Raw genomic sequence first — 24,078 nt, 5'->3', positions numbered from 1 at the left:
TCGAGATTGCAAATCTTGAATAGCTAGTTGTATTACAGCATTTCCTGACTCAAATCCTGAAGATTGGCTCTAAATTTTTTCTCATCATAATTGTCCGAACCGGCGACTGTGCCGGATAGCTCGTTTCCATGAAAATAACATCTGGCATATCTGCGATGCTCAACACCGCTCAAATCTTTATGATTGACAGCTGGGGCACTGTACTGGTGATCGCCAGAGATCGGAATTCTTCCTTGGCCCATGCCCAGATTTGCGGGGGATTTTTTTGAGAGATGCAAGTTGCCCCAGATGATCACGTTTTGTATGTTGCCATCAAGGCCTTGAAACGTATCTTTATTCAATGTCCAGCTATCAATCGCATCGAATACTCGACCACCACGCACTTGCCAGGCTTCATAAAACTGTCCCTCCTTGGATTGTGATTTGCCCTGAGGATCTACATAGTTGACCTGGAGCTTTACTTGTTGCACGATGCTACCCGAAAAGGAATGGGCATTTCTGCCTGTCATTTTGAATCTTACACTCCACAGCATGTGATCTGAGAATCTAGCTTTGGGCTCTGTATCAGACACCTCGATGCCGTAGCCGTCTATTGCATCTCCAATCCAACTCAAAGCGTTGGAAGTATGTAGTAGGGCTTTTTCTGCTCCATTTCTGAGATGGTTTGGTATAGTGGGTTCGGCTCTTTGGATGACCGAGTGGATTGGACTTGCTACTGCCGGTCGGTTGTCGATCAAGCCAACAGCATTTGATCCTGAACGGCTTTGACCTATGGACTGCGCTTGGGTCATCGACTGTCCCTTGGAGTTGTTTTGATATGTTTTCCAAATGGCCATCTTTTTGGTCTAACTAATTTAAGAATTATGGAGTTCTCATTTTGTTCATATTCCAAACCTTCTTTACGGTGTAAACCATTTTCCTTGAGAATGCAGCACACCTCCATGATACATGGTATGAGCAATATCCCGTTCGTCTTCATCGCTGAACTTTATGTGTATCTTGTCCGCATCGCCGTTGGAAGCATCGTAAAGGTTGATATGTTCTAGCTGGCCATGGCGGCTACTCGTATGCAGGTGCAGCTGAAGCGAATGTCCATGCTTATTGTGGCTAAACAGATAAACATAGTCATTAGCCTTTCGCTGGTAATGACCGTCCAGTGTCCAGCTTGCTTCATCAAAAACGATCTTTTCGTTCGCAAATGAAGCAAGTTGAGCTACAGCTGATTTGCTTTCTGATGGTTTTGACCGCATATCAGTCAATGAGAACAATTGCCTGGCTTGAGTCGAAGAATTGGCTGCGGCGGTATTGTTTGATTTTGGCTTTTTGTGGGCGGGTTCTTGCATCATTGTTTTCTTTTAAAATGATTCGGTTTGGTGGGTCATAACTTGTTTTGAACAATTCTATCGATCAGTGCACTATCATCAGGTAGCGCTTGTATCAAAGCAGTGTAGTTTCTTAAAACCCAGTCGCTAAACAAATCATTGTGGCTAGCAAGCCAATTTGCACAGAGTGACCGTTTTGTAAATTGCCTATAGATAGTACACATGGCAATCGCTATGTTTGTATGGGCTGAAACAGCAACAAAGCTGTTTTCTAATCTTGCTTTCATATAGACTTTGAAGTCGTGTTCTCTGACCATTATGTAATCATCTGTTTTGCCATCGCCCCCTGGCTGATTTTCTACATGTTCGTAAACTTCTCTTAGATGATCGTCTCCTACTTTCCATATCCCGGTTCTAAGTGTGGTGCCAAATTTTTGAGCATTTTCGCTCATGCTTTTGGAACGTCTTATGGATGACTTGGCTCGTCCGCCTCCGAGTAAAAATAGATTCCAGAACTCGAGACAGGACTCCAGAAAGCTCTCAATGGTCGACAGCTTTTTGTCCGGATCAGTGATGGCTGTGTGAAAGTTTGCCAGACCATTGAATTCATTGACATAGCCTAAAACAATTGGAAGATTTGTTCTAAAGGCACTTTCATCCCAAATACCATTAGGAATATTTCCACTTGAAATCAAATTGTCAAGTTCTTGTTTTATGGAAAAAGTACGGTTCTGAAATTCACCGAAGGTAGCAGCTGTGTAGTACTTTTTGTAGTCTTTGTCAAAGTCTACTTTCCATAACCACATGATGCGCTCGCTTGAAGGATCGGCAGAGTCGTGCTTGGCGGTTGGATTTCTGGCACCACCAAATTGACCATCGTATTCCGGATCTGCTCCCGGTGTAAGATTTACCTGCAAACTTTCTTCCATAAAATAACGACGAAAACCTAGATGCCTGGTGACTGCTATTTCAGACCTGCGATTATCGACATTGTAATAGTCACTGTGGGTTTCACCGATTAGGTTAAATTCATGTGGGAGAGGTGTGTCGGATTGCTTTCTTTGGATAGGGTGGTTTCCAGCCTCATTCCTGTGATCTTGCAAGGCTACTCTATGTTGCTGTGCAATAGTCTCAGACATAGCTGCCGCTTGCTGCTTGCTATTTTGGTCGCTATGTTTTGGTGCCTTGAAGGTCATGAAACTACTTTAATGATGGCTTAGTTTTTCGTGTCATGGTGTGTTTTGGATTACAAATCCTTTGATAATGGTTCGAGATTGCAAGTCTGGAGCAGTGAGTAACAGTCTTAATTTCATTTCTTAGCTATTTTTTAGTCTTCTTTACACCAGCTGTTTTCTTAGTAGCTTTTTTTGTTTTCTTCTTAGAGACAGTCTTCTTTACTCCAACTATCTTCTTACTAACTTTTTTTGTTTTTTTATTAGAAATAGCCTTCTTTACTCCACTTGTCTTTTTAGCAGTTTTGTTTGCCTTATTCTTGGAACCTGCTTTCTTGACAGTAAGTTTTTTTGTCTTCTTTGCTCCAGTTTTTTTCTTAATAGCTTTTTTAGCCTTCTTCTTAGCAGCGGCTTTCTTGGCAGCAGCTTTCTGCTTTTTTGTCTTCGGTTTGTAAGCATTTATATTTTGCTCATATATTATTCCTTGAGAATCTTCATTACTGGTTTTGATTCGATTGTCAGAAGTGTCGTTAGCAAGGTTATAAAAGTCTTCTTCACCACTTCGAGATTCATGTGCCCATTTAGGATGTGGGTTTTCGACATTCCCTGGTTTATAATAACCCTGATTATCAGTACCTAGATTAGACTTAACGTTATAAAATGTAGGAGTCTGACCCTGAACATAGTATTTGCACTTAAAAGTAGCTTCTTTAGGGTTGTTTGAGTTTGTTTCACCTACTTCTACATCGTAGAATACTTTTTTACCTGTTGAACCTTTATCCTGCTCGTTCAAAAGCTTTTTAACTTTTTGCTCAACCTCTATTGAGTGCTCACTATTTGCTTTTGTTGATATAGGGTAAAGATTTTCTTCGACACCAAAGCCGCCTAAATCATGATTTAGTAAATGTCCTCGGATAACGTTAGCAGCTATATATGTTTTTCTTAAATGTTGCATCCACGTCCAGTTTACACCAGTAGCACTACCTATTACAGGTTTTTTCACATCTAGCTCTGCCTCCATTTTTTTTCCGACTTTGTGATTAGTCTTCTTACCATCCCCCTTCAAATCTAGCTTTACATGACCTGTAGTATGTTTGATCTTAGTTTCGGCTTGAATCACCTTGTTTATTCCATTTGTGTCTACTTTTTTAAATTGATAATTAGCCTCGGGAAAGTTAGATTTTGGTAGTTCTTTTCTCTTATCGATTAAGGCAGCAACGTTATTTGTTTTGTTTTTTGATTTTAGATTTGCAGCAGATCTATTTAGCCGAGTTTTACCACTGCTTATATGCTCTGTATTATGTCCCATTAATCATTTTGTTTATTGTGTTAAAACCCTATGCATAGTGTATCGGCTGGTTTGGAATAGCTGATTATCCTATTTGTTGCTCATGAATCTTTCAAACTGCTCTCTTTAGAGAGATCCGTTAACTACCATATTGTCTATTCTTTGTCTTACACACTGGATTTTCCGGCCTTAAGCCAATCCCAAACAGTTGTTTCTCCAGGGTAGATGTATTCCTCGGTGCTTTGCGGGTGAGGGTTGCACCGTCGTTCAATACCTTCCGCAAAATAGTATACAAAGCCCTGGCTTCCTGCATATGATTCTGCTATCGAAATGGATGAATTCATATAATTCCTTCTGGTGCTGTTGCTAAAGCCTTATCCGTGAATGTCATAATTGTATAGTAAGCATTTGTTCCCTGCACATCCCGAACAGCCGGGTATTATTACATATGTATTAAGTTTTAGCGTTGTGTAGGTTCTAAGTTATCTATCTACTCAACACTAAAAAAAACTAACTTGGTAGTATTTTTCGCCTGTTCCAGTTTTCAGATGGTTTGTTGCTGTGTTTTCAAAATACCGCCAATTGAAAGCTGTATTTTCGCCTGCATTTTGCCAAAAAATATTATTCGCTCCCCCACTTCCACCAGCTTGTTTTGGTAAGATATGCCCTCGCTCATAAGCTACCAGCGTTTGATTCTGGTTCATGGTAATGGCATTGACTTGAGTTGATACCCCAGTTGAAGATATATCACCATATGCCGCTGTATAACCGTTAATGTCTGTTTGGGCATGAGAAGGCTTTCCTGATGCCGAAGCACCTTGTTTTTTGAACGCACCTGATTGCCCTTTATACAGGATTATAGCGCCAACTGCTGGTTTGCCACCGACTCTAGTTAGATTAGGGGTTGCAGTCTTCTTTTTACCGGGTTTGGCGGGTTTAGCCACTTTTTTTGCTTTTTTAAAGGCAGGTTTTTTTTTCGTGACTGCAGCTCGCTGTAGCGTTCTTGGTGATCGATTATCAACGAGTTCAAAACCGTAATTACCGCTATCCCTTTTCTGAGCTACTGAGCTACTATGATGCCCTATTGGTTCTTTCTTCAGTTCAAACATATCTTGAATTTATTGTTACCTAATTTTATTTACTCATCGCCCTCGCCCCCATCACATCGGCTTCTTTCTCCAGTCCTGCGTTATCATTCACAGCCATACCATTCACGGTTGTGGTGGGCTTGACTCTTCCTTGTGCTTGCTGTACTACATGTCCTAACTCATGGGGCAAATGCTTTTCTTGCCCGGAAGCCAGGTGAATATTGCTGCCCTGGGCGTAGGCATGTGCCTGTACAGCTGCTGGTTTGGAAGAGTTATAGTGTACCTTCACATGATCCAGACTCATGCCGGACAGATTTTCCATGCCTGACTTTAGTTTGTCAGGCAGGCCAGTGTTGTTCTTTTTCTGCAAAGGTTGAAACATCTGACGATTGTCTACTAGAGCAGCGCCGTGTCTGCCTACTGAACGAGAGGCAGCAGTGAAGCCGTGAGCTATGGTAGTATGGGCTGTTTTTAAATTCATTTCTTATTCCATTTCGTCTTTACTTTCACCGGGCCTTCCGCACCGGAGTAATCTATGGCCGAACAGAAGTCGTAGGTCTTGATTTGCTGCTTGAGCTGTTCGGCTTCCGCACTGTGATAGGGTAGGTCGATGTCCTGTCCCAGCAACAAGCTAATCAGGTGAGGGTCGTGCATTATGCTCCTGTCAAACAAGTCGCTGAGTGCACCCTCTCTATGCTTCTCCCAGTTTTTTAGTACATGGCCTTGCTTGTCGGCCAGGCTCAGGTGATCGGCTACCACACTTACGAATTCATCATAGAATTTAGCCAATAAATGGTCTACATGAAGCTTTTTGCCTTCAATAATCAGACTCACCTCCTGATCGGTGATCAGATAACCCAACAACTGCATACGATGGTGGCCGCAGCAGTGATTGAGTGCAATGGCGATCGAAATTTTCATTTCACTGGCATTCAATATCCCCTTCCAGTCACCTATGGTGAGCAGGATTTTTTGGTTCTCCGGTATGATAGAACGCTTATCCATCTTTCTCGCCAGTATGACGTGGGCCTTATCCATTATGGCTGTTTCACACCTTGGGTCATGCTCAAGGTTTTGTTTTCCTTGCCAAATTCTTTTCGAATAGCACTCATCAACTCGTGATGTTGTACGACAGTGTCTCCACGGTCTATCGCAGCAAGGGCACAAAATCTGAGTACGTTGATAATGGCCCCGCCCGTAATTTCAAATTCTTCGGCTACTTTCCATACATCGATGTCCGGGTCTAAAGTGCACTTACCAGAGAAGGCGTTTTGCCACAATTGGAAACGTTCTTCCACAGATGGTACCTTGAAGCGCACCATACTTTGAAATCGTCTGCTAAAGGCCTCATCCATATTGCCTCTAAGGTTAGAAGCCAATATGACCACTCCCGGAAAGTCTTCTATGCGCTGGAGCAGATAAGCCGTTTGTTGGTTGGCATGGCGATCGTTGGAATTGTTGGCTGCTGTTCGTTTGCCATAGAGGGCATCTGCTTCGTCGAAGAACAAAATCCAGTTTTTATGCTCGGCGATGTCGAAGATTTTGGAGAGGTTTTTTTCTGTTTCTCCGATGTATTTGGACACGATCATCGACAAATCAATTTTGTAGACCTCACGTCCGGAGGCTTTTCCCAGCAGGGTGGCGGTAAGTGTCTTGCCCGTACCGGGAGGCCCGTAGAACAATGCCCGATAGCCGGGCTTGATCTTTTGGTCCAGATTCCATTCGTTCAGCAGGGTGTCCCCGTGTTTCAACCAGGCGTTGATTTCCATGACCTGGTTCATGACGGATTCATCCAGCACGATGTCTTCCCAGGCGAGTTTGGTGGTTATTCTTTGTGCTGGAAACGAGGCACTGTGCTCCTGGGACAACTGCTCTCCGGTCAGGAAGAAATGTATCCATTTTTCATCCATGCTGAGTACGCCATTCAATGAGGGAATGAAGCCCTCGGTAGACCCGAGGTGCAGCACTTGCTCCTTCATGAGGGGATGCTCTTTATGAAGCACTCGGGCTACTTCTGTTCTCAGGTTGGCATCATTGGCACTAGCCAAAAAATTGAAGGTCTGGCCGGTAGGCAGAAACCCATTGTGGGCGTCATTCACAACACCTCCGAATTCGGTAAACCCTCGGTCGTACATTTGGTTTTTACCAAAGAAAATATCCAGGGATTCCGGTCGAAGGTGCGGGGCAATAGTCAGTGCCAACGCCAGCCGTTCAAACAAACCCAGTTCCCACTCTTTTACCTTGCTGGCGTAGGGAGAGGGGTCGTCCGTCAGGTCTGGCATGGGTATGTCCATCCAGTTGTTTTCATGGCCTTCCTGCTTCAGGTAGGATATAATGACCTGATTGATCACGTGGGTAAGCCAGTTGACCTCCTGGTGCAGTGTGTGCAATGCGTTTCTTGTTTCCATTTCCTTACAATTTAAGGTTGACTCTTAACCAAACTAAGCGGTGCCTGACATCAATTAAGCTGATAGAGCAGCGGCTTGTGCTGCAGCCATGCCTGATTGATAGGACGACAATCTTACCTGTGCCTTGTCCAGTTTGGATTTGGCTGAGTTCAGTTGCTTGGTGGTATCCATACAGGCCTGATGAAAAGTATCATATTCATCTTGTGCATGATTGTAAGCTTCGTATAGCAAGTCCCGGATGCATTTGTCTTGCTGGTTATCCTCCTTGCCCGAAGAGGCCTCTTCTTCACCTGTCAGTGCTTTGTGCAAATCCACGGCCTGGTTGTACTGCAAGGCTGTGGAGGCCTCAGATTCTACACTAGAACTTAGGGCTGCAAAGGCTGACTTGAGGGCGGTAAGGGTGAGAGCCACAGCATTGTTGGCATCTGTACCAGCCGTGCCGACCATGGCGACCAACTCATCTGAAATCAGCGGGTTTTGCGCTTTTTTTCTAATGATCAGATTGGACAGCTTGTTGATAATCTCTGCCGAGTAGATCAACTTGTCAATCAACCCCTTCATTTCACTAGAAACCGTTTCCATCTTTTCATTGGTTGAGACCATTTCATCAAAAGCGATCTTTGAATTGCTCTTGAGGTTTTCCGCATTGGTGATGACCTCATCCACTAGGTTTCGGTGTGACAGTGCTTGCACTTTGTTGGATTCTGCCACGGCTAGAAACCCTTCGAGCTTCGTCAGCTTGGTACTGAGCGAGGCCACAATGGCGGACTCCTGGTCTACAATATGCTGGGTTTCGATCAGGTTGATTTGCAACTCGTCCAACTCAGCTTTCTTTTTCTCTGTGATGCCAAACTTTTCTTCTGTCGAAGCGAATGGCGTATTTTTTAGTTTAGTACTCATCTTTTGTGCTTTTAAATTTTGTGTTCATTTTAACCCTGTGGTGTGTATTGGAACATGGGTGTCGAATTAAAATCTGATATGGAACTGCTGTATTGTTCAGGGTTTGGTTCCAGATCATTGATCACCCGTAGTACCACCGGTACGTAGTATTTGCCTTCCTCGAGCAGGTTGCCAAAATTGTCAGTTGTTTCCGGCTCGATCGTCACAGACCCTTCTACTATATCCGAGGCCTTACCTTTGCCTTTTTTCAGGGTAGTGGTAGCCAGCGAAAAGCTACCAACGGGCACATGTTCTGCCAGAGTCTTATTGAAGAAAAACCCTAGTGGTTTAATGTTTGATTTTAATCTTGCCAGTCTCACCTTAGGATTGTTTTGTGCTTCTTCTGGTGTCATAGAGGCTGGGTTTTCAGAAATTTGTGTGGTGACCTGGTCGTGCAGGGCCTGTACTTTTTCTAACTGGTCTTCCAGATAACCGAGCTCCTCCCTCAGTTCGGTTAGTCGCGTAATAGCCTGCTGCGCTTCCTCAACATGTTCATCGGTATATCTTTTTCTCACGTTTTTGGCCATTCGGATATGCACCTCTTCTTTGTCCATCAGTTCCTTCAATTCGTCCTGATTGGCTGTCTTGAACTTCATTAGATTTTCTTCTATTTCCTGGATTTCTACCTGGTACTCGCTGGCTTTCAGTTCTAGTTTGAGCAATTCGGCTTGGGCGTCTTTTTTGGCCAGTGCGGTTTCAGCCTGAATCCTGCTTTGAGGTAAAAACATGCAGCGGTACTCAATGTTTTTGTCATTGTGGCTTTCTACCTCGAAGGTCAGTTTGTTGTCTATGACACACATATTGTTGACGTTGTTGTGCTTGCTCACTTTTTCCACATCGAAGGTTGGACTATTCAGTACTTGTGTCAGCATAAATGCAGCTGATGGAGCAGAAAGAAAGTCCTCGAAATTGTTGAGTGTTTTCTTGTACTCAATCTCATAGACTGCCAGCACAAAAGCGGCATAGTTTTTCCCCAGTTGAATAGGGTCTCCGTCGCTGTCGAAGGTCTTGCCCACAGACAGTTCTACCTGGGCAAAAGCAGGCAGGTCATCTCCTTTTGGTGTTTTGTACTTGGTGTACAGAGGTTTGGAAGAAGTACTGGACATGAGTACGCTTTCGGCATTTGAAATGGAAAACATGGATACCTTCTTCTCCTTTACCAAAATCACGTAGTAATCTTGTATCGGATACAATGGATTTTTGGTATTTTCTTCCTGATCGAAGGGTAGATCTATGAAGTCAAAACTTACCGTCAAACCACTGCTACTCATACCTTTCTTGGGTACATAGAGGTTGATGTTGAGGGATCGGGAGCTCTTTTTGAGTACGGACTTGGCAGAGAGGTTATATATTTTGGCCTTTTCAAGCAGGCCTTCTTGCTCCTTGGCGATCTTACTGGCCAGGGACATGTCTGCGTTGTCCGCATCTACTACCGCTGAGGTCTTTACGTATTCATTTTCGGCTACGGCCAATAATTCCAGCACAGACTTATTAGTGGAGGTAGCCCTGTCGGCAACCACATTTGCTGTCACTTCAGCGGCAAGCGTCGATGCTTCCATGGCATGTTGAGACACTACTTCTGCACATCTAGCGGTATCGTTGATTTTGTTGTAAGCATCCTGGCATTGATTGTATATGTCAGTATTCAGGTCGGCTGCTCCCAGGATAGTGATCATACTTCCAATATCACTGGCCAGTTTGACAATGGCGCTGGAAGCCACTTGTACATTGGCTGCGCAGGTAGCCGCGTTGAGCACAGCCGTAGCCACATAGTTTTTTTCTTTCTCTGTTGCTTTTAGGACGTTAGCCGAAATGTTGCTGTTTTCCACCGCCTGTTTTTTCACTGCAGCTTTGTGCTCTAGTTTCGTTCTTGCTTTTTCATGCTTGTCGATAGCATTCACCTTGGCGTCTTCGGCGTAGTAGAGCGAAAAGGTAGCTGCATTTACCCTAGAGGCAGTACTTTTCACTTTCAATTCCAAATCACGCAAAGAATTGACTACGTTGGTATGTAGGTTATCATTATACGTATTCATAAGATTTGATTTTAGTCGTTAAATTTTTTTTATGTCGGGAGGCAAGCCATGTCCCTTGCCGGCTTAGTAATTCTATAATGTTATGTTTTCTCTTCATTTGATGTCGTTTTAAAAAGGCCAATTAACGTGGAGTGGTTTGTCCATCCACGGATATTTGATAATCGAAAAACTAAATGGTGATTGATTGAGCAGAAGGTCGTAAGCCCTTTTTTCGACAACCAGGTTCCATCTTTCGTCATCTTCTGATAGCATTCCATCACGTACCAGCCAGTTTCCACGAAACCCTTCGATCGAGCTGGTGCCAATTTCCGGCCAGTGGCCTATGGCAGCCTGAATCAGTCCGTCTATCAATTGCTTGTTTTCATCAGAAATATGGATACCATCTATGATGGGTACGTGGGGATGTAACCCACATAGTACCTTGTTCAAGGTCAGGTGTGACTCTTCTGTTTTGCTCCAGCCAGTCACCACATATTGTAGATAGTGCGCAGCCTCCTGTTGGCATGTTTCATTTCTGAACTGATCACCTACTGTCAACTCGAGTCGCTCAAACAACATTTTTATATAAGTAGATAGAATTACCTGACCTGCATTTTGAACCATAATTTCCTCTTTGATTAGTGGCATGTTCTCCAATTGGTTTTGATCCTTGGTTTGATTTAGTTTTTGGTCTCCAGATTTTTGGGGGTCCATTTCTCCCTTTCTTCTGTTGAGCTGACGAAAAGAAAGCTGTAGTTCTGACGGAAACCGTGCAAGGCTGTCTTCAATAGTGGTCTTGAATCTTTCGGGATCGTGACCATTTTTTACACAAACTTCCCAGATCAATTCGTTCCAGATGTTATCTGATGAGAGTAACTCCCAGTTGTTGCTTCTCCAAACAGTAAGCACTTTTTTGATTAGTATTTCCTGGACTTGGCTTGGACTACCTGTTAATGGTATTGACCCAAAAACATCATGCATTTTGGAGACAGTTTGAAGTCTGCCATGCTGGTTGGGCTCGGTGGAGGATAGGGCGTTGACGACGGTACGCATAGAGAGCAGGCTTGCCAACCACGTTACTTTTTGTTCCACTGAGGATGTTGATTTCAACTGCTTTAGGACTGAAACCGGATGATATCTGAATAGATCGATGAGGGTATCAGTCAAGGTGATGTGGTTCTCACTTCTGTACCAGGCCGGTACCTCTTGATGTCTAAAGATAGATTCGCACAGGGCTTCAATAAGGTTCTTGTCTTCACATTTAACAAGGTTTTTCGATTTTGATTCTGAAGTCTCATCGGCGGGCAGTAATTCGAATACTTCACTTGTTGCTATCAGTGCCTCTCGTAAAATGGAATTTACAGGTATGCTACTGGACTGGATGTCTTTCATGATGGCCAAGGGCTCTCGGTCGCCAGACTCATGAATTTCTAATATGGCTGATCTCACCAGTTTAAAATATGGTTTTCGGTCCAGAGATCCGTTTGAGATTAGCTCCCAGGCCTCCTTCCAGAAGTGTACAAGAAATGTTGCTTTTACCTCTTCAGGCGCCTGCTGGTTTACGATTAAAAACAATGACCTGATAGCTTCCATGCTCTGACAATATCTTGACTCTGACTGGAGGTAAAGTGCAAAATCCCCGAAGTCTATGGTCTTTTTTAAGGTTTGGATGCTATTGTCATTAGGATTGATTTGCGACAAAATTGACGTTAGTGCCTGTAAATCAATAGCGATCAATTGATTGAGGCATTCCTCCAAAGAGAAAACGTCTTTTTCGTATTCGACCTTCAGTGCGCATTGTTTTATACCCATCGAAACCACAGACTTCAGCTGGCTTGTGCTGATAGTGTTACCATTTTTTAGTTTGATCGAATCCGATGCGTCTTCTCTATTTGTTCGAATAGGGTTTGGATCCTGATGGAAATAAAATGCGGCAGCTTTTTCGACTGATTTTTGAAGGGCTTCCTGATTGCCCCAATGTTCTTTATAGGTGAGTGCTGATTTCCAAAACAAATCATTGAGTGTTTGGGTTATTCCTTCTTTTGCCAATGTATTGGTTTGAAGGTCAAGCTGGCCAATGACCTTTCTGACCACTTTTCGTTTCATTTTTATTCCCTTCGGGATAAAAAAGTTTAGAATCAGCTCCAGATCTTCGGGTTCACTGATCCTGGCGCTTGTAAACTCATCATCGTCGAAATTGGCTAGTAAGAAGTTTCCAACACTTATTTGGTTACTGCCCTGGCTGGCGATCAAGACATGCGTTTTGATCAGAAAGCCTTCTTCTTTTTGCGAAGCAAGTATATTATCCAGGCGACTCATCTCATCGGCTGAAAAAGTCAAATTTGTATCTTTGCAAGTACTCAATGTTTCTTCAATACAAGCTTTAAATGAGGCAAGGTCATGGGCTGTCAGTGATTGCGAAAAGCCCTGAATCAACGTGACCATAACCTCTTTTTTTGATGCTTTTGGGCTATCAAGTAGTATTTTGAGTGCCTGTTTGGTAGGGGAGTAGCTAGTGCTATGATTCTCTTTTTGGGAGCACCATTTGTTAATTTGCCGATCAAATTCCTGGATTATTGAAAAGTAACCTTCACCAATAGCTTTGATGAGACTCTCTGTGGAATGGATATCCAAATGATGTAGGAATAGTTCTGGGAATTCTTCCTTTTCAAAGTAATTTTTTAGAATAGAATATACCTGCCCAGTATTTGAAACAATCCAGTTGTTCAGCTGCTCATAGGCTGAAGGAGCATCTGACAATCGATAATTGACCTTTCTTACCTGATTCAATAGACCACGTATCCTGGTGTCTAATACCCGTGTGTCCAGGGTTTCGCTCAACTGACCTTGTATGGTCTTCAATTCCTGAAACAGGAGTAGACTTTGTTTGGATTTGGGCTGGCTCCATATGGGGCTTCTTTGCGCATGCCCCAGAAGTTGATCCAAGGGTGTTTTTTTTACTTTTGAAATTTCCTTCAGGATGTATTCGGTAGTATTATTTGGTGGGGTGTCCCCAGTAGATTTAATAGCATACTTCAGACTGATCCCCCAAATTAGTTTTTGGCCAGTGACTACCTTGTGCTTCTGCAAAAGGTCGGCTATTAGATTGGAGTGAGCAACCAGCAAACCAGATTGAACAGAACAAAGAGCATATACAACAGCGGCATAGGTCGGCTCATCGAGAAGGTTTAGGAGGAGGTTCCACCGTGGTGTAGACTTATTCAGCTTCAAAAGCCATTTACGGAGTTTGACCTTTTCCTTGGTAGAGAAGGCTGTGAGTATTTCCCTGACATATGGAATAGAAGCATTTTTAGAGTTGGAGGAATCTGTGTCAAAGAAGAAGGACAAATCAGACCATGGATTTTCGTGGGAAACTTCAACTCTATCGACCTGCTGTTTGTTTGGGTTCACCTCTTGGGTCAGCACTGAAATCACACGGGTAAGTTCGGGAGCGATGAGCCCATTCATATTTTCACTTTCAACACTGGTATTTATCTGACGAACGAGGTCAGCATAAATCAGATTGAATTTTGAAGCCATTTGGGTCAACATGCTTTGCATTAAAGATGTTTTACTAAACAGTGTCTTACGTTCAGTCAACAGATAATTGAATACCCAGAACCAAGCCTCTTTTCTAAAGTTGATGTCTGAGCTAAGCATCCACTTTTTGCGTTTCTGAAGTGTGCAAATAGACTCTATAGCATCGAAGATGGGCTGGTGATTATAAAGCTCTAAGCTCTTCAGGATTTTTCGTAGGATATCATCTCCAAACTGCTGGGTGAGTCTTCTCCTAACCTGTGCTGCCTGACCTACCTGCCTGATTTTATCTGCGATGGCCAGCTGATGCTCTTTTAGCAACATAGTCATGATGTCACCTGCATGGCCACTTTCTTGCTTATGCCACCAGGGCATGTAGCCCTTAGTCAAAAAATGCTCGATAATGGAAAAATAGCTTTGGGAGGGGCTGGAACTATGGATGCGGTTTTTCCCACCGGTATGAGATAGCATGAGGCCCTGAAGCTGATCGGATAGAGCTTTGGAAAACTTCTGAGACAGCTCTTCGGGCAATCGGGCATACTCGATTGTGCCAAGGTCTAGTTCCAAAGAATCAATCGTCCACACCTGGTCGTCCGGGCAGATGTCATCCAAAACTGATTTCATTTCATTTCCCAATTTGGTTCGTGCCCAGTTACTGATTTGATTCTGAAGGGCCACCGCTTCGTGAGCATCACAAAAGGAGGTCTCCCATGAGACCTTAGAGACGATATGGTTGTGCAAGCTAGCCATGTCGTGCTTCGTAGATTTGGGTCAAAACTGTTATTAGTGCCAGTGCACTTTTCTCAAGTTGGTCCTCAGCTGTTTTTTGAGTAGACGTTGATCCATTGACTGCTCTTAAATCATTTCGCCAATTGCAAAACAGAGGTATTAGTGTTTCTAATTGCTCCAATCCCACAAAGTGAGTATCAAATTCGATATGCACAGGCAGCGTGTGAGTCAAAAACAAGTCTAACCTCGATTTAAATCCATAATTATTTATCTGGGGTATGAAGTCAGGGAATAGTAATAAGGCAGAGTAGGTGAAAATTTCATGATTGAGGTCAATCGGAGCTCCGGAGTCAAAATTGGACTGGATGGCAATTTTGTTGGCCGTGCCGGGTATGTTCACCCATAGGCCGTCGGCCCAATCACAGTAGTCTACTTCAACTACACTAAAAGGCTCACCTGACACCTCAACAGTGGTGGATTCTGATAGTTCTACATCGGGCTGTTGCAAGTCTTCTTTGAACAGCTGCTCGATACCCAGTGCCTGGTGATAGTTCATACGCTCTTTTACTACATGACACTGCGGATGTTTACCACCATTGAGGTACGCTATTTTGAAGGTTAGGCATTTGACCAAAAGGTTGGGTTCAATACATATTTGTCCCTTTCTTACTTCTATCAACCATTGGGATATTTGTGCTGTTCGCTCCTGCTCACTTTCAGTTTGGTTTGAGGTTGAGGATTGGCCCAAACGACATTCATAAATGTACTGGTTGTACAGATATTGAAGACCGAACAATAAGCTGAGTTTGAGTTCCAATGCTGAGTGGTTGATCAGATCATTAATCTCGATTTTTTCAGTTTGGTCAAGTGCTTCGGAATCGAATATGAAGTTGATGTTCCGGTCTGTTTGACCCTTTGGACCGTTCTCATTTGGTAGTTCATCCAGTTGATCCGATATAGGGTCAGCTCCGATGTAGTCAATCGATTTAGTCCTGTGATAGGATAGGATGGAGAGGTTTTGTAACAATAGGCTTTTAAAGATCACCTGACCCTTTTGCTCGTCTCCGGTATAGATTTTATTATCAATGATGGCATCGACAAGAGCGGGAGACTCCCCGTGCCTGGCCAGAAGGTGGTCCAGGATATTATTTCTTCGATCCAAATCTGTTGAGGATTCACCCATTATTTGCATGAGGCCTCTCATATAGATGTTGTATGGGTCGTCTTTAAATTGCCTCCAGCTATCACGTTTGAGCACATCGTTTTCAACCATATCCATGCTATAATCAAAAGTGTGGTTTCCCTTGAGCAAGGGTTGTATATGGGGGATGTCGTAGAGTGACTGACAGAAATAAGTAGGAGAAAACATCTCGAAGGGAGCGGGGTACTTCTGTTGATCGGGAGTTAATTTGTTTTGTCGTGCGTAGAAGCTTTTCCTTTCCGTTGGCGCATTCGTATTGGTGTTTTTAAAGGAGAACAACTGTTTCACATGGTCTAACTGTGAAAACTGATTGGCTAGCTGCTGGTCAAATAGCGTCAGAAATCCTTTCAACTGTCGAGATTGTGCAATCTGATAGTTTGTCGCGTTAGAATCTATCCCGGCTTCACCTACTCCAAAGGCCTCTGGAAAAGTATTTTGAATAGAATAATAGCTGTTTACATCCCTAAAAGTGCCTATCGGTAAGTCAGGCTTTAACTTTACTTTCGATCCTACATCAGTAACACTTGCACTTCTTGGTGCTAAAGAGATGGGTGTGCTTGCTCCGCTCTGATAGATACTTTTTCCATTGCACTGAATATCTAGAAGGCCGGACTGTATAGACTGGACCATATCGACGAAGAGCAGTTCATTTTTATTGACCTTCACTTGCTTCACTCCTGCCTCATGAAAAAAGCTAAGGTTTTTCACATACGTGATACCTGCTATGGTTGATAATAAATCTATCAGTTCCTCCTGGCTCATCGACTGGCATTTTTCACCCAGGGCGTCATCGGTTATCCATCCATTTTTTAGTCTAGGACCATGAAAAACATCATTTGGCGCTACACCGTTTTCTTCGAGAAAGTCAAAGCCCACCTGAGTGGCCCCAGGAAAGGCAAATTCTTCAAAAGCCTCCTGAATAGATCGCAAGACCTGAGGTGAGTCAGTTTCCTGATCGATGACAATGGTTCCAGAGATTTCAACAACCTTTTTTCTAAATATCTGAGGCATCAGGAACAGCTCGCCCCAGTTGCGATGCTTGTTTAGCAGATAGAAGGTCTGCCTGACTACTTGAGCCTGACGTTCCTGAGATGATTTGCGGTCATGGCTTTCCTCCAAGGCGGAATTGAGATGAAGGTGTACCCGATACGCACGACTTACTTTAGAAATAGCGCTACATACGGGCTCTATAAAAGCGTTTGTGACTTCCTCTACATCATCAATAATCAGCTTTCTATAATCTGGAATGGTAACAGGAGAGGTGGTCAGTATCTCATCTGGCAAATGGAATTGATCTTTGTATTCTATTTGCTCACTTGAAGTGGTTAGAATGTCCTCTATTGGAAAATCGCTGCAGTAGCCCAATTCTGTCAGAGCAAAACACACTTGTTCGAGAATAGTGATGCCAGGGTCACTTGGGTTATAGTTGGTCCAGGTCGATCCACAGTAGGACTGGATGTATTCAATTCCTTTATGTTTCAACTGCTTGAAGTCCTGGCTAACCGATAGCGGATGGTTCAATATGTGGGTAGGTTCGGTCATACCTGATGTCGGCAGTTTATGGTGTGTTGGGTGGCTGATACCAGCAAAATGGCTGGAGGGTCAACGGCTTCCACCCTAGGATCGATACTATCAGATTGAGGCTGTTTTTTCTCGATTTGAATATCGGAGACACTGATTACTCCTTCGATGGTTTTAATGAAATTTAATACGTCAGTTTCTGATATTCCCTGATCTATTTTGAGTTGCTTTTGATCTGAGGTGATCCAGGGTGAAAGGAATATTTTCAACTGGTCGTTGATGGCTGCTTCTGATTGTCCCAATCCGTAATTCTGCTCTAAGGTCACAGTGCAGGAAACGCCTACAAACACTGGAGTGAAATTGGTTACTTTAATATTGGCGAATGCAGAAGCCCTTTTGGACAAGAAATCAGCTAGGTCTTCCTCGAAATTTACTCCTATCAGGGGCAGAAATGCGCCGAAATCGGTGGCTTGATTGAATCTTTTGACCACATATACCTGTGTAGATTGTGTTGATCGGTCGTAACGACTTTTGGCATAGAATATTTCAGGAAAATGTTGCTGTATGAGTTGATAATAATCCTCTTGGCCAATACTTCTGTTTTTGGTTTTTATCCGGGTGGCTACTCGGTGATTCATTTTGTCCAGATTTTCGGCGCCCTTACCGCCAAAAGACGCAAAGGGTTGTACAATCTTGGCTAGCTCGGCCATGGGTTCTACCGGAGCCTTGATGCTCCCGGCTTTGATTCTAGGCATTGATGGGTCACTCAGAAAGTCATCACCGGTTCGCGACAACTTCATACCATTCAATAGTAGGAGTGTAGCATGAGCAAATAATTCGGGGTCACCTTTTACTCCAATACAAAGCACTGTATCACTGGCTTCAATTTTTGGGAGACTAAGTTTTATGATGCCCGAACAAGTGAAATTTTTGGTGTCGTCAGAAAGTAGTACTAATTCAGTCCAGCCAGCAGAGCTATAAAGGTGAAAAGCAATAGGTTCTTTAGGAGGTATTTCGCCTACTTTTCTAGCCAGGTCAAAGTACAGATTCAATTCGCCCGGACTGGATAGGTTTTTGATGCTTAAATTCAATATGCCTCGGCGGTTGATGGCCGGATGCATTCTTACTTTATTAGCGGCTAGCTTTATGCCATCAATAGAATAGTTTTTTTCTTGTGAAGGGATTTGGTTGTCAGGACTACTGCGATATATCGGTTTTGTCGTGCCGTTTGAAATGGTGAAGCAATCCAACTGATTGTTGGTCTGTGCCTGGTGGAGATTATAAGATTGTGATGCCTGATAGCTAGCGGTAAGTGTTTTTAGCTTAGGCACGAAAGGTACACTGGCCGCAGCGTGGGTAGATGCCTTTTTGTCCATCAGGTCTTTGGCATTTTTTAAGGCAATATTGAATATTACTTTGCTATAGAGTTCGCTTCCAAACCCATATTCAGGTGTTGTGAGTCTGAGTCGCACGAATCCTTCCCTGCTCTGGTCTGTATAGCGAAGTACTGACTGCTGTATGCTGGTAGTGGGATGCAGAACAGAGGAATCAGACCAGTTGAAAGAAAAACTGGTTTGAGGTTGAAGTTGATTAAGGTCAGAAACATTGAACAACTTCTGGTCTCCCAATGATGAATCCAAAGGTTCCCATTCACCATTTTGCATGATCTCAAACTGACCAGAGAAACAGACATTGTTGAATGGTTCTTTTTTGTCTAAAGCTTCTGGCGCAGCTTGAGGAGTCGATCCTTTTTTAAGCAATGATCCAATACCGCTGGATTTTGTTTTGGTAGGAGTGGTAGTTTCGGTTTGCTCAGCCAGCTTCATGTTATTGTTATATTCCTGATAGTATTTTTGAAAATCTGAAGGCAATCCTTCCCATTCCAGGTAGAAGCTTAGACGGGTTAGTGGCTTGCTAAATAACTCAGTGCTGCCTATGACAAAACTACTATTGGGCATGGGTGTAGGGCCGAACAACGGATAAGGCTTCTTGGGGTTGAGGGTTCCAAAGTCGTTGTATAACTCAAAGGTTTTTATCTCAGCAACATTTACATCAATTGTCATCGAGATCAACACTGGGGGAGAAGTAAACTGATCGAACTCAACGAATTCTATTCTTAGCATTGGCCAGTTTGTATCCAGGCCATCCTGTGCCTTGGCGAACTTTTGGATACTTGATGCTTTTTGTCCCAGCTTTATAAGCAAGGTTAGTTGATTTGGATCTTCCTTCGAAAACTGACATTGATAAGAAGCCTGGTTTGCAGAAATCGGATCACTTTCGTTTGATGCTTTTTCTAATTTCAACCAGGAAGCATTGGTGCTGAGATAATAGTTGGAGGCCAAAAAGAGATCTGGATTGATGTTGGACTCGAAAGCGAAATGAATGTTTACTTCCCGTTGCCCTTCATTTAGGAGTAAAAGTGGACAAGCTGCCACAAAACTCATAGATTGCTGGATAGATGTATCTATGGGATCACCTCCAAATAGCTTCCATGAAAGAATGTTGCCGGCTTTGTCTTTTTTTAGAACCTCGGGGTGAGCAAGAGGGGTTTTGTACAATGACCAGAGACCATTTTCGGTATTTTGAAATTGGGATATTGAATACCCATCTGTGAGTATGGCCGAATTAATATTGGTGCTATCTATGGTTTCAAATAAGATTGGTTTTTTGTTTGCATCAGCCCCAGCTTTGAAACGAGTTCCTTTATTGAGCTGAAAAGTAGTGACATGGGGAGGTAGCTTTGCGGCAATAAAGGCATGATCCGGAGAGGCAGATTGTTTTGATTGTCCCAGAACTCGCTGGTAGTAGAAGTCCAGATGCTTTTCCGACAGTTGATTTAGCGAGTTTTTGTATATATCCTGAAGTTTTGCAAATGACCTGAGTAAGGCCGTATCTGGATACTGACCTTTGGCAGTTGATACACTCTGGTAGTCGGTACGTGCGTGGGCTACTATATTATGAATGAACACAAATAGCTGATCGGCTACCCATCGTATCGCTGAAAAGATTTCTTGTACTAAATGTTCAGACTGATCAGATGGCTGACCACTAAATTGTGGAGTGTTTAGGTTCAATACTTGCCAAAAAGGTTGATTGCCTTTTGACCAGATTTCTTCATCATAATCCTTAAATAAAGAAGTTTCGAAAGATGTTACACCTTTTATGATTTGGTCTAGTTCGATCTCTTTGATTAAGGCAATAAGTGCAAACAGGTAGCTAGAGAACCTGCTTTTTAAGCCTTCAAGTAGATATTTCTTCAGATTGTATTCATGGTGGTATTTGATCATAAAATGTCCCCATCTTTCCAATTTTTGAAACAGGGAAATCAGCGTTTTGAACAATTGGTTGAAATAGGTGCCTATCAAGTTTGAATCCGGCGAAAAGGCCAAAAGGTCTTCGAGGTTTTGTGAAGCTTTATGAAAGATCTTTTTTATCCTGGCCAGGTCAAATTTGGCTATGTCGGCCAATAAAAAGACTGGGTCTTTCATGAGCAAGGGGTTCCAGCTTCCGTTTATTTTGTTTTCTTGATCATAGAAATGAATCAAATGAGAGAAATCAGATAAGAACTTCAAACGATCCAATTCAGATCGGCTGTCAATGACGGCAGTTGTAGGGTCGAGCGCCTGCTCAAAAGAACGATATGTTGTTGACTGATCAATCACCGGGATAAATTATTCAATTCAAGTTGGTGCCTTCGTTTAAATAAAATGGGAATACATGGTTGTGCCTGGTATTTGTTTTGGTATAGGTGTAGTCTATCTCAATGTTGATAGCCCCGATATCATCATCCAAAAAATCTATCCTTATGTCTTCGACATCTATTCTGGGTTCGTTTTCGAGTAAGGATACTTCCACCATATCGATGATTTCTCCTTTTAGGGTATCGTCCATTTGAGCGAAAAAAAATTGCCTCAACCCCGATCCAAATTGTGGTTCGAGGCATCTCTCACCGTAATTGGTCTTTAGGATAATGTCTATCGAATCATTGACATTTTGCTCACGATGGGTCATTTCCAGTTCCAGGGTTTGCTCTGAAAATGTTATTGGAAACGCCCAGCCTGTACCTAAGTAATCATTTTTGTGTTCATTCATATTATCCTCCTATCATGACTGTTGGTGCCCCTAGTACAATGCTTCCGCCGTGTGCGGTAGAATCCCCCATCCTTGCAGCAGGTGCTCCACCGATCATGACAGTCGACGAACCTTTTGCAATCGTATCTGGTGGTCCTACACATACACAAGAGTCTCCGACTTTGGCTGCGGGCATATTGCAAATGAGTACGGTTGGTTCCCCTGGGCCTATAATTGGCCCTCCTACATGGGGAACAATGACGGTTACCATTGGACAAGTGTGCATATCGGTTATTCTGGCTGCTGGTGGCATATCTTTGTTTAGTTAATTTTTACCATAGCTCCTTTCAGAGTCAGTTCTCCACCGCCTTGTACTTCTGCACTCGCGCTTCCTTTGGCGGTGTATTGTGAATTGGCAGTTTCTTTTATATTGGTTCCCGTGGTTTCGACGTCCCCACTGGAAGATTCCACTTTGATACCCTGGTCTCCTTTGATAGCTACATTTTTTTCTGATTGAATGGTGATCGCTTTGGAGCTTTTAATGGTGATTCCATCATTGGACATAACAATGCTATTATCGTTTTGATCCTTGAGGGAAACTTGTTTGTCTTTGTCGCTTAGTACTACAGTATTTTTGGCTGGAGTTGTGATGGTAAACACCTTGTTTTCATCATCAAACTCTACCGTTATGCCGGACTTCGACACAATGGCTTTCTTAGGGTTTTTTTCTTCAGCCGAGTAGTCATCTGCCGGTTTTAACTTAGAGCTGCTGTAAAGGCTTCCCAGGATAATCGGAAACCGTGGGTCTTCGTTCAAAAAACCAAGTACTACTTCATCTCCTACCTCAGGCATAAAGAATACACCGGCACCATTAGTAGAATAGAAATTGGATAACCTTGCCCAGATGCCTTCTCCACTTTTGTCGAACATAGGAATATCCACCAATATTCGATACTGGCTGTCAGGATCTTCATGCATTTTTTTCACCGTTCCGTTGAACAAACCGGAAGCCCCCGGCAATAGGCCTGAAGCTGAGGGCGACATCACGTCAGGGTTTTCGGTAAACCAGTCATCAGATAATCCAATGGATACCTCGGAGGTCCAGTCACCATCAGAAATGTCATGAATGATACCAGCCACTATATGGTCTCCATTGAGTCGGGACCCCATGCCTGCCAGCGTAATGTAGGTTCCGGGAAGAGGAAGCTTGGTTCCCGCTATGGTGAGTTCTCCCTGTATTTTGGCGTACTCGCTTTTGACCAATTGAGCTTTGGCCCAGTCAGTCAGGCAAGCTGATTCGAAGGGGGCGGTGGATTGGACTTCATAATCTGATAACCCTACTACTTGGGATAATTTTTTGGAAGTGATATTACCACCACCTGGATGGTCATTGGAGGATTGCTCAGAGACGATGGCTTGGGTTTTAAAATCCCATGCACTGGCTTTGGCAGAGCCCAGTTGACTCACAGAATTTAAGTCCGCCTTGCATTCGATCAGGTTATCACCGTATTCGATTTTCAACACGGAAGTGGTGCTCGAATCTGGCTTGACGACGGACACTTTGTTATTGATATCAGTCACTATCAGGCCGTTGGCTTCCGCCCGGGAAATAACATAGTCCCAATCCGAAACATAGTATTGCACCTGCTCGGGCCATTCATACGTGGTGGCAGCAACGTCGTTCTCTACATCGGAGTAGTTTCCCAAAATAGTGGTGATAATATCGCTGTCTTTCTTTTTTGAAAAGGTCAAGCATTTTCTGCCCACTGCCATTTTGATGGCCTGGTCACGGCATTCAATTTCTAAGGTAGGGCCTGACTCATCATCTACCTGAATACTTTGTCTGGTTATTACCCCTTTGAATATCACATCACTCTTGTTGTCATAGCCAGCTTCAATAATCACTTCTTTGCCTGGAACGAATGTATCTCCGGAACTCACTTCAAAATTTCCGGTTGCAGCATCCCCATCTAGTACTATAATTCGCGCAGTTGATATCTTGTTGACTGCCATTTCGATCTCGATAGCATATATCGCGATAACATCAGGTATGGAGTTTCCTGCTACCTTGATGGTATAGGTAGCTACTCCTCCGGTCGCTATGTCAGCAGAGGCAGCCATCAGCTAGGTTGAGTGATTGGCGGAAAGACCAACTGAGTTCCTCCCGATAGGTTTCTAAATTTGTTGAGCTTGTTAAATTTTGCAGCCTGTATATAGTAGGAGTAGTCTTCCCAGACTTTATCACACAGCTGTGGTAAGGTATCTCCTTCATTGACCTCTACCAGATGGGTGAGGTCTGGGGAAGATTTTTTTCTCATTTTGCTCGCTCGCTTGGGTGCTATGTATTCGTCGAAGGTTAGAGATACCTTGGCCCTTAGGGGGGCTCCATTTGGTTTGAAAAGGGTGTAAGAGATATCCATTTGGCTGAGAACTCCTTTGAATGTCAGGTCTTTGCCCCAGCGTACGATTACATAATTGGGACGGTGTATCTTGCCATTGTACTTATGAGTTAATTTTTCGATTTTGGATATTTCTTCAGCCATGTCTACCCTTTGAGGGTTGACCACACCAGTACAGTCAATCACAATATCGAAGCTCAATTGTCCCTTCTTGCTGTTTTTGAACTTGGGTGAATTTTCTCCGGCATTGGGGGCTGCTTTAGTGCTGTACTCCGATCCTTTGGTCAGCTTGATGCTTTCCGGGTTCATCATTACGGAGTAAGAGCCTACGTCTGTATATTTTTTTGAAAACAGTTTATTTGTATAGCCTGTTATCTTCAGTTTCAACAAC

Annotated in this window: 18 protein-coding genes; all 18 read right to left on the bottom strand. The window is 43.3% G+C overall.

What is annotated here, in order from left to right; genetic code table 11:
• Positions 1 to 32 precede the first annotated feature (32 nt).
• Entirely contained in the window at positions 33 to 836 is an 804-nt protein-coding gene (locus ACO6S2_RS00090; RefSeq protein WP_422360480.1) for a hypothetical protein, read from the bottom strand.
• Positions 837 to 899: 63 nt separating this feature from the next.
• Positions 900 to 1,346, bottom strand: a complete 447-nt coding sequence (locus ACO6S2_RS00085; RefSeq protein WP_422360479.1) for a hypothetical protein — start codon at positions 1,344 to 1,346, stop codon at positions 900 to 902.
• Between the two features lie 32 nt (positions 1,347 to 1,378).
• Positions 1,379 to 2,518, bottom strand: coding sequence for a hypothetical protein (locus ACO6S2_RS00080; RefSeq protein WP_422360478.1), 1,140 nt, complete (start codon positions 2,516 to 2,518; stop codon positions 1,379 to 1,381).
• A 124-nt stretch (positions 2,519 to 2,642) separates the two neighbouring features.
• Positions 2,643 to 3,803, bottom strand: coding sequence for a hypothetical protein (locus ACO6S2_RS00075; RefSeq protein ID WP_422360477.1), 1,161 nt, complete (start codon positions 3,801 to 3,803; stop codon positions 2,643 to 2,645).
• A gap of 146 nt (positions 3,804 to 3,949) precedes the next feature.
• Complete coding sequence (locus ACO6S2_RS00070) at positions 3,950 to 4,126, bottom strand: hypothetical protein (RefSeq protein WP_422360476.1); 177 nt, start codon at positions 4,124 to 4,126, stop codon at positions 3,950 to 3,952.
• 156 nt (positions 4,127 to 4,282) lie between these two features.
• Positions 4,283 to 4,891, bottom strand: coding sequence for a hypothetical protein (locus ACO6S2_RS00065; RefSeq protein WP_422360475.1), 609 nt, complete (start codon positions 4,889 to 4,891; stop codon positions 4,283 to 4,285).
• Positions 4,892 to 4,916: 25 nt separating this feature from the next.
• On the bottom strand, positions 4,917 to 5,351 hold the full coding sequence (locus ACO6S2_RS00060; RefSeq protein ID WP_422360474.1) for a DUF4157 domain-containing protein: 435 nt from the start codon (positions 5,349 to 5,351) through the stop codon (positions 4,917 to 4,919).
• On the bottom strand, positions 5,348 to 5,908 hold the full coding sequence (locus ACO6S2_RS00055; RefSeq protein ID WP_422360473.1) for a hypothetical protein: 561 nt from the start codon (positions 5,906 to 5,908) through the stop codon (positions 5,348 to 5,350). The genes ACO6S2_RS00060 and ACO6S2_RS00055 overlap by 4 nt, the downstream gene beginning before the upstream one ends.
• Positions 5,908 to 7,278 carry an ATP-binding protein gene (locus ACO6S2_RS00050; RefSeq protein ID WP_422360472.1) on the bottom strand — a complete coding sequence of 457 codons (1,371 nt, stop codon included), beginning with the start codon at positions 7,276 to 7,278 and terminating at the stop codon, positions 5,908 to 5,910. The genes ACO6S2_RS00055 and ACO6S2_RS00050 overlap by 1 nt, the downstream gene beginning before the upstream one ends.
• A gap of 54 nt (positions 7,279 to 7,332) precedes the next feature.
• Entirely contained in the window at positions 7,333 to 8,178 is an 846-nt protein-coding gene (locus ACO6S2_RS00045; protein WP_422360471.1) for a hypothetical protein, read from the bottom strand.
• Between the two features lie 29 nt (positions 8,179 to 8,207).
• A complete protein-coding gene (locus ACO6S2_RS00040) occupies positions 8,208 to 10,250 on the bottom strand; it encodes a hypothetical protein (RefSeq protein ID WP_422360470.1) in 2,043 nt (680 codons plus the stop codon).
• A gap of 108 nt (positions 10,251 to 10,358) precedes the next feature.
• Entirely contained in the window at positions 10,359 to 14,516 is a 4,158-nt protein-coding gene (locus ACO6S2_RS00035) for a contractile injection system tape measure protein (protein ID WP_422360469.1), read from the bottom strand.
• Positions 14,509 to 17,238, bottom strand: coding sequence for a hypothetical protein (locus tag ACO6S2_RS00030; protein WP_422360468.1), 2,730 nt, complete (start codon positions 17,236 to 17,238; stop codon positions 14,509 to 14,511). The genes ACO6S2_RS00035 and ACO6S2_RS00030 overlap by 8 nt, the downstream gene beginning before the upstream one ends.
• Positions 17,235 to 20,879, bottom strand: coding sequence for a hypothetical protein (locus ACO6S2_RS00025; protein ID WP_422360467.1), 3,645 nt, complete (start codon positions 20,877 to 20,879; stop codon positions 17,235 to 17,237). Before ACO6S2_RS00025 ends, ACO6S2_RS00030 begins: the two co-directional genes overlap by 4 nt.
• Positions 20,880 to 20,892: 13 nt before the next feature.
• The gene (locus ACO6S2_RS00020) at positions 20,893 to 21,309 is read right to left on the bottom strand and encodes a GPW/gp25 family protein (RefSeq protein WP_422360466.1); all 417 of its coding nucleotides are present in this window, start codon (positions 21,307 to 21,309) and stop codon (positions 20,893 to 20,895) included.
• A 1-nt stretch (position 21,310) separates the two neighbouring features.
• Positions 21,311 to 21,601: a PAAR domain-containing protein gene (locus ACO6S2_RS00015; protein ID WP_422360465.1), complete on the bottom strand. Its 291-nt coding sequence runs from the start codon at positions 21,599 to 21,601 to the stop codon at positions 21,311 to 21,313.
• An 8-nt stretch (positions 21,602 to 21,609) separates the two neighbouring features.
• Positions 21,610 to 23,409, bottom strand: coding sequence for a type VI secretion system tip protein VgrG (vgrG, locus tag ACO6S2_RS00010; protein WP_422360464.1), 1,800 nt, complete (start codon positions 23,407 to 23,409; stop codon positions 21,610 to 21,612).
• The gene (locus tag ACO6S2_RS00005; RefSeq protein WP_422360463.1) at positions 23,409 to 24,074 is read right to left on the bottom strand and encodes a hypothetical protein; all 666 of its coding nucleotides are present in this window, start codon (positions 24,072 to 24,074) and stop codon (positions 23,409 to 23,411) included. Before ACO6S2_RS00005 ends, vgrG begins: the two co-directional genes overlap by 1 nt.
• Positions 24,075 to 24,078 lie beyond the last annotated feature (4 nt).

It is taken from the genome of Reichenbachiella sp. (genome assembly GCF_965233835.1).
Taxonomy (GTDB): Bacteria; Bacteroidota; Bacteroidia; order Cytophagales; family Cyclobacteriaceae; genus Reichenbachiella.
This window is presented reverse-complemented; position numbering and strand designations above follow the sequence as displayed.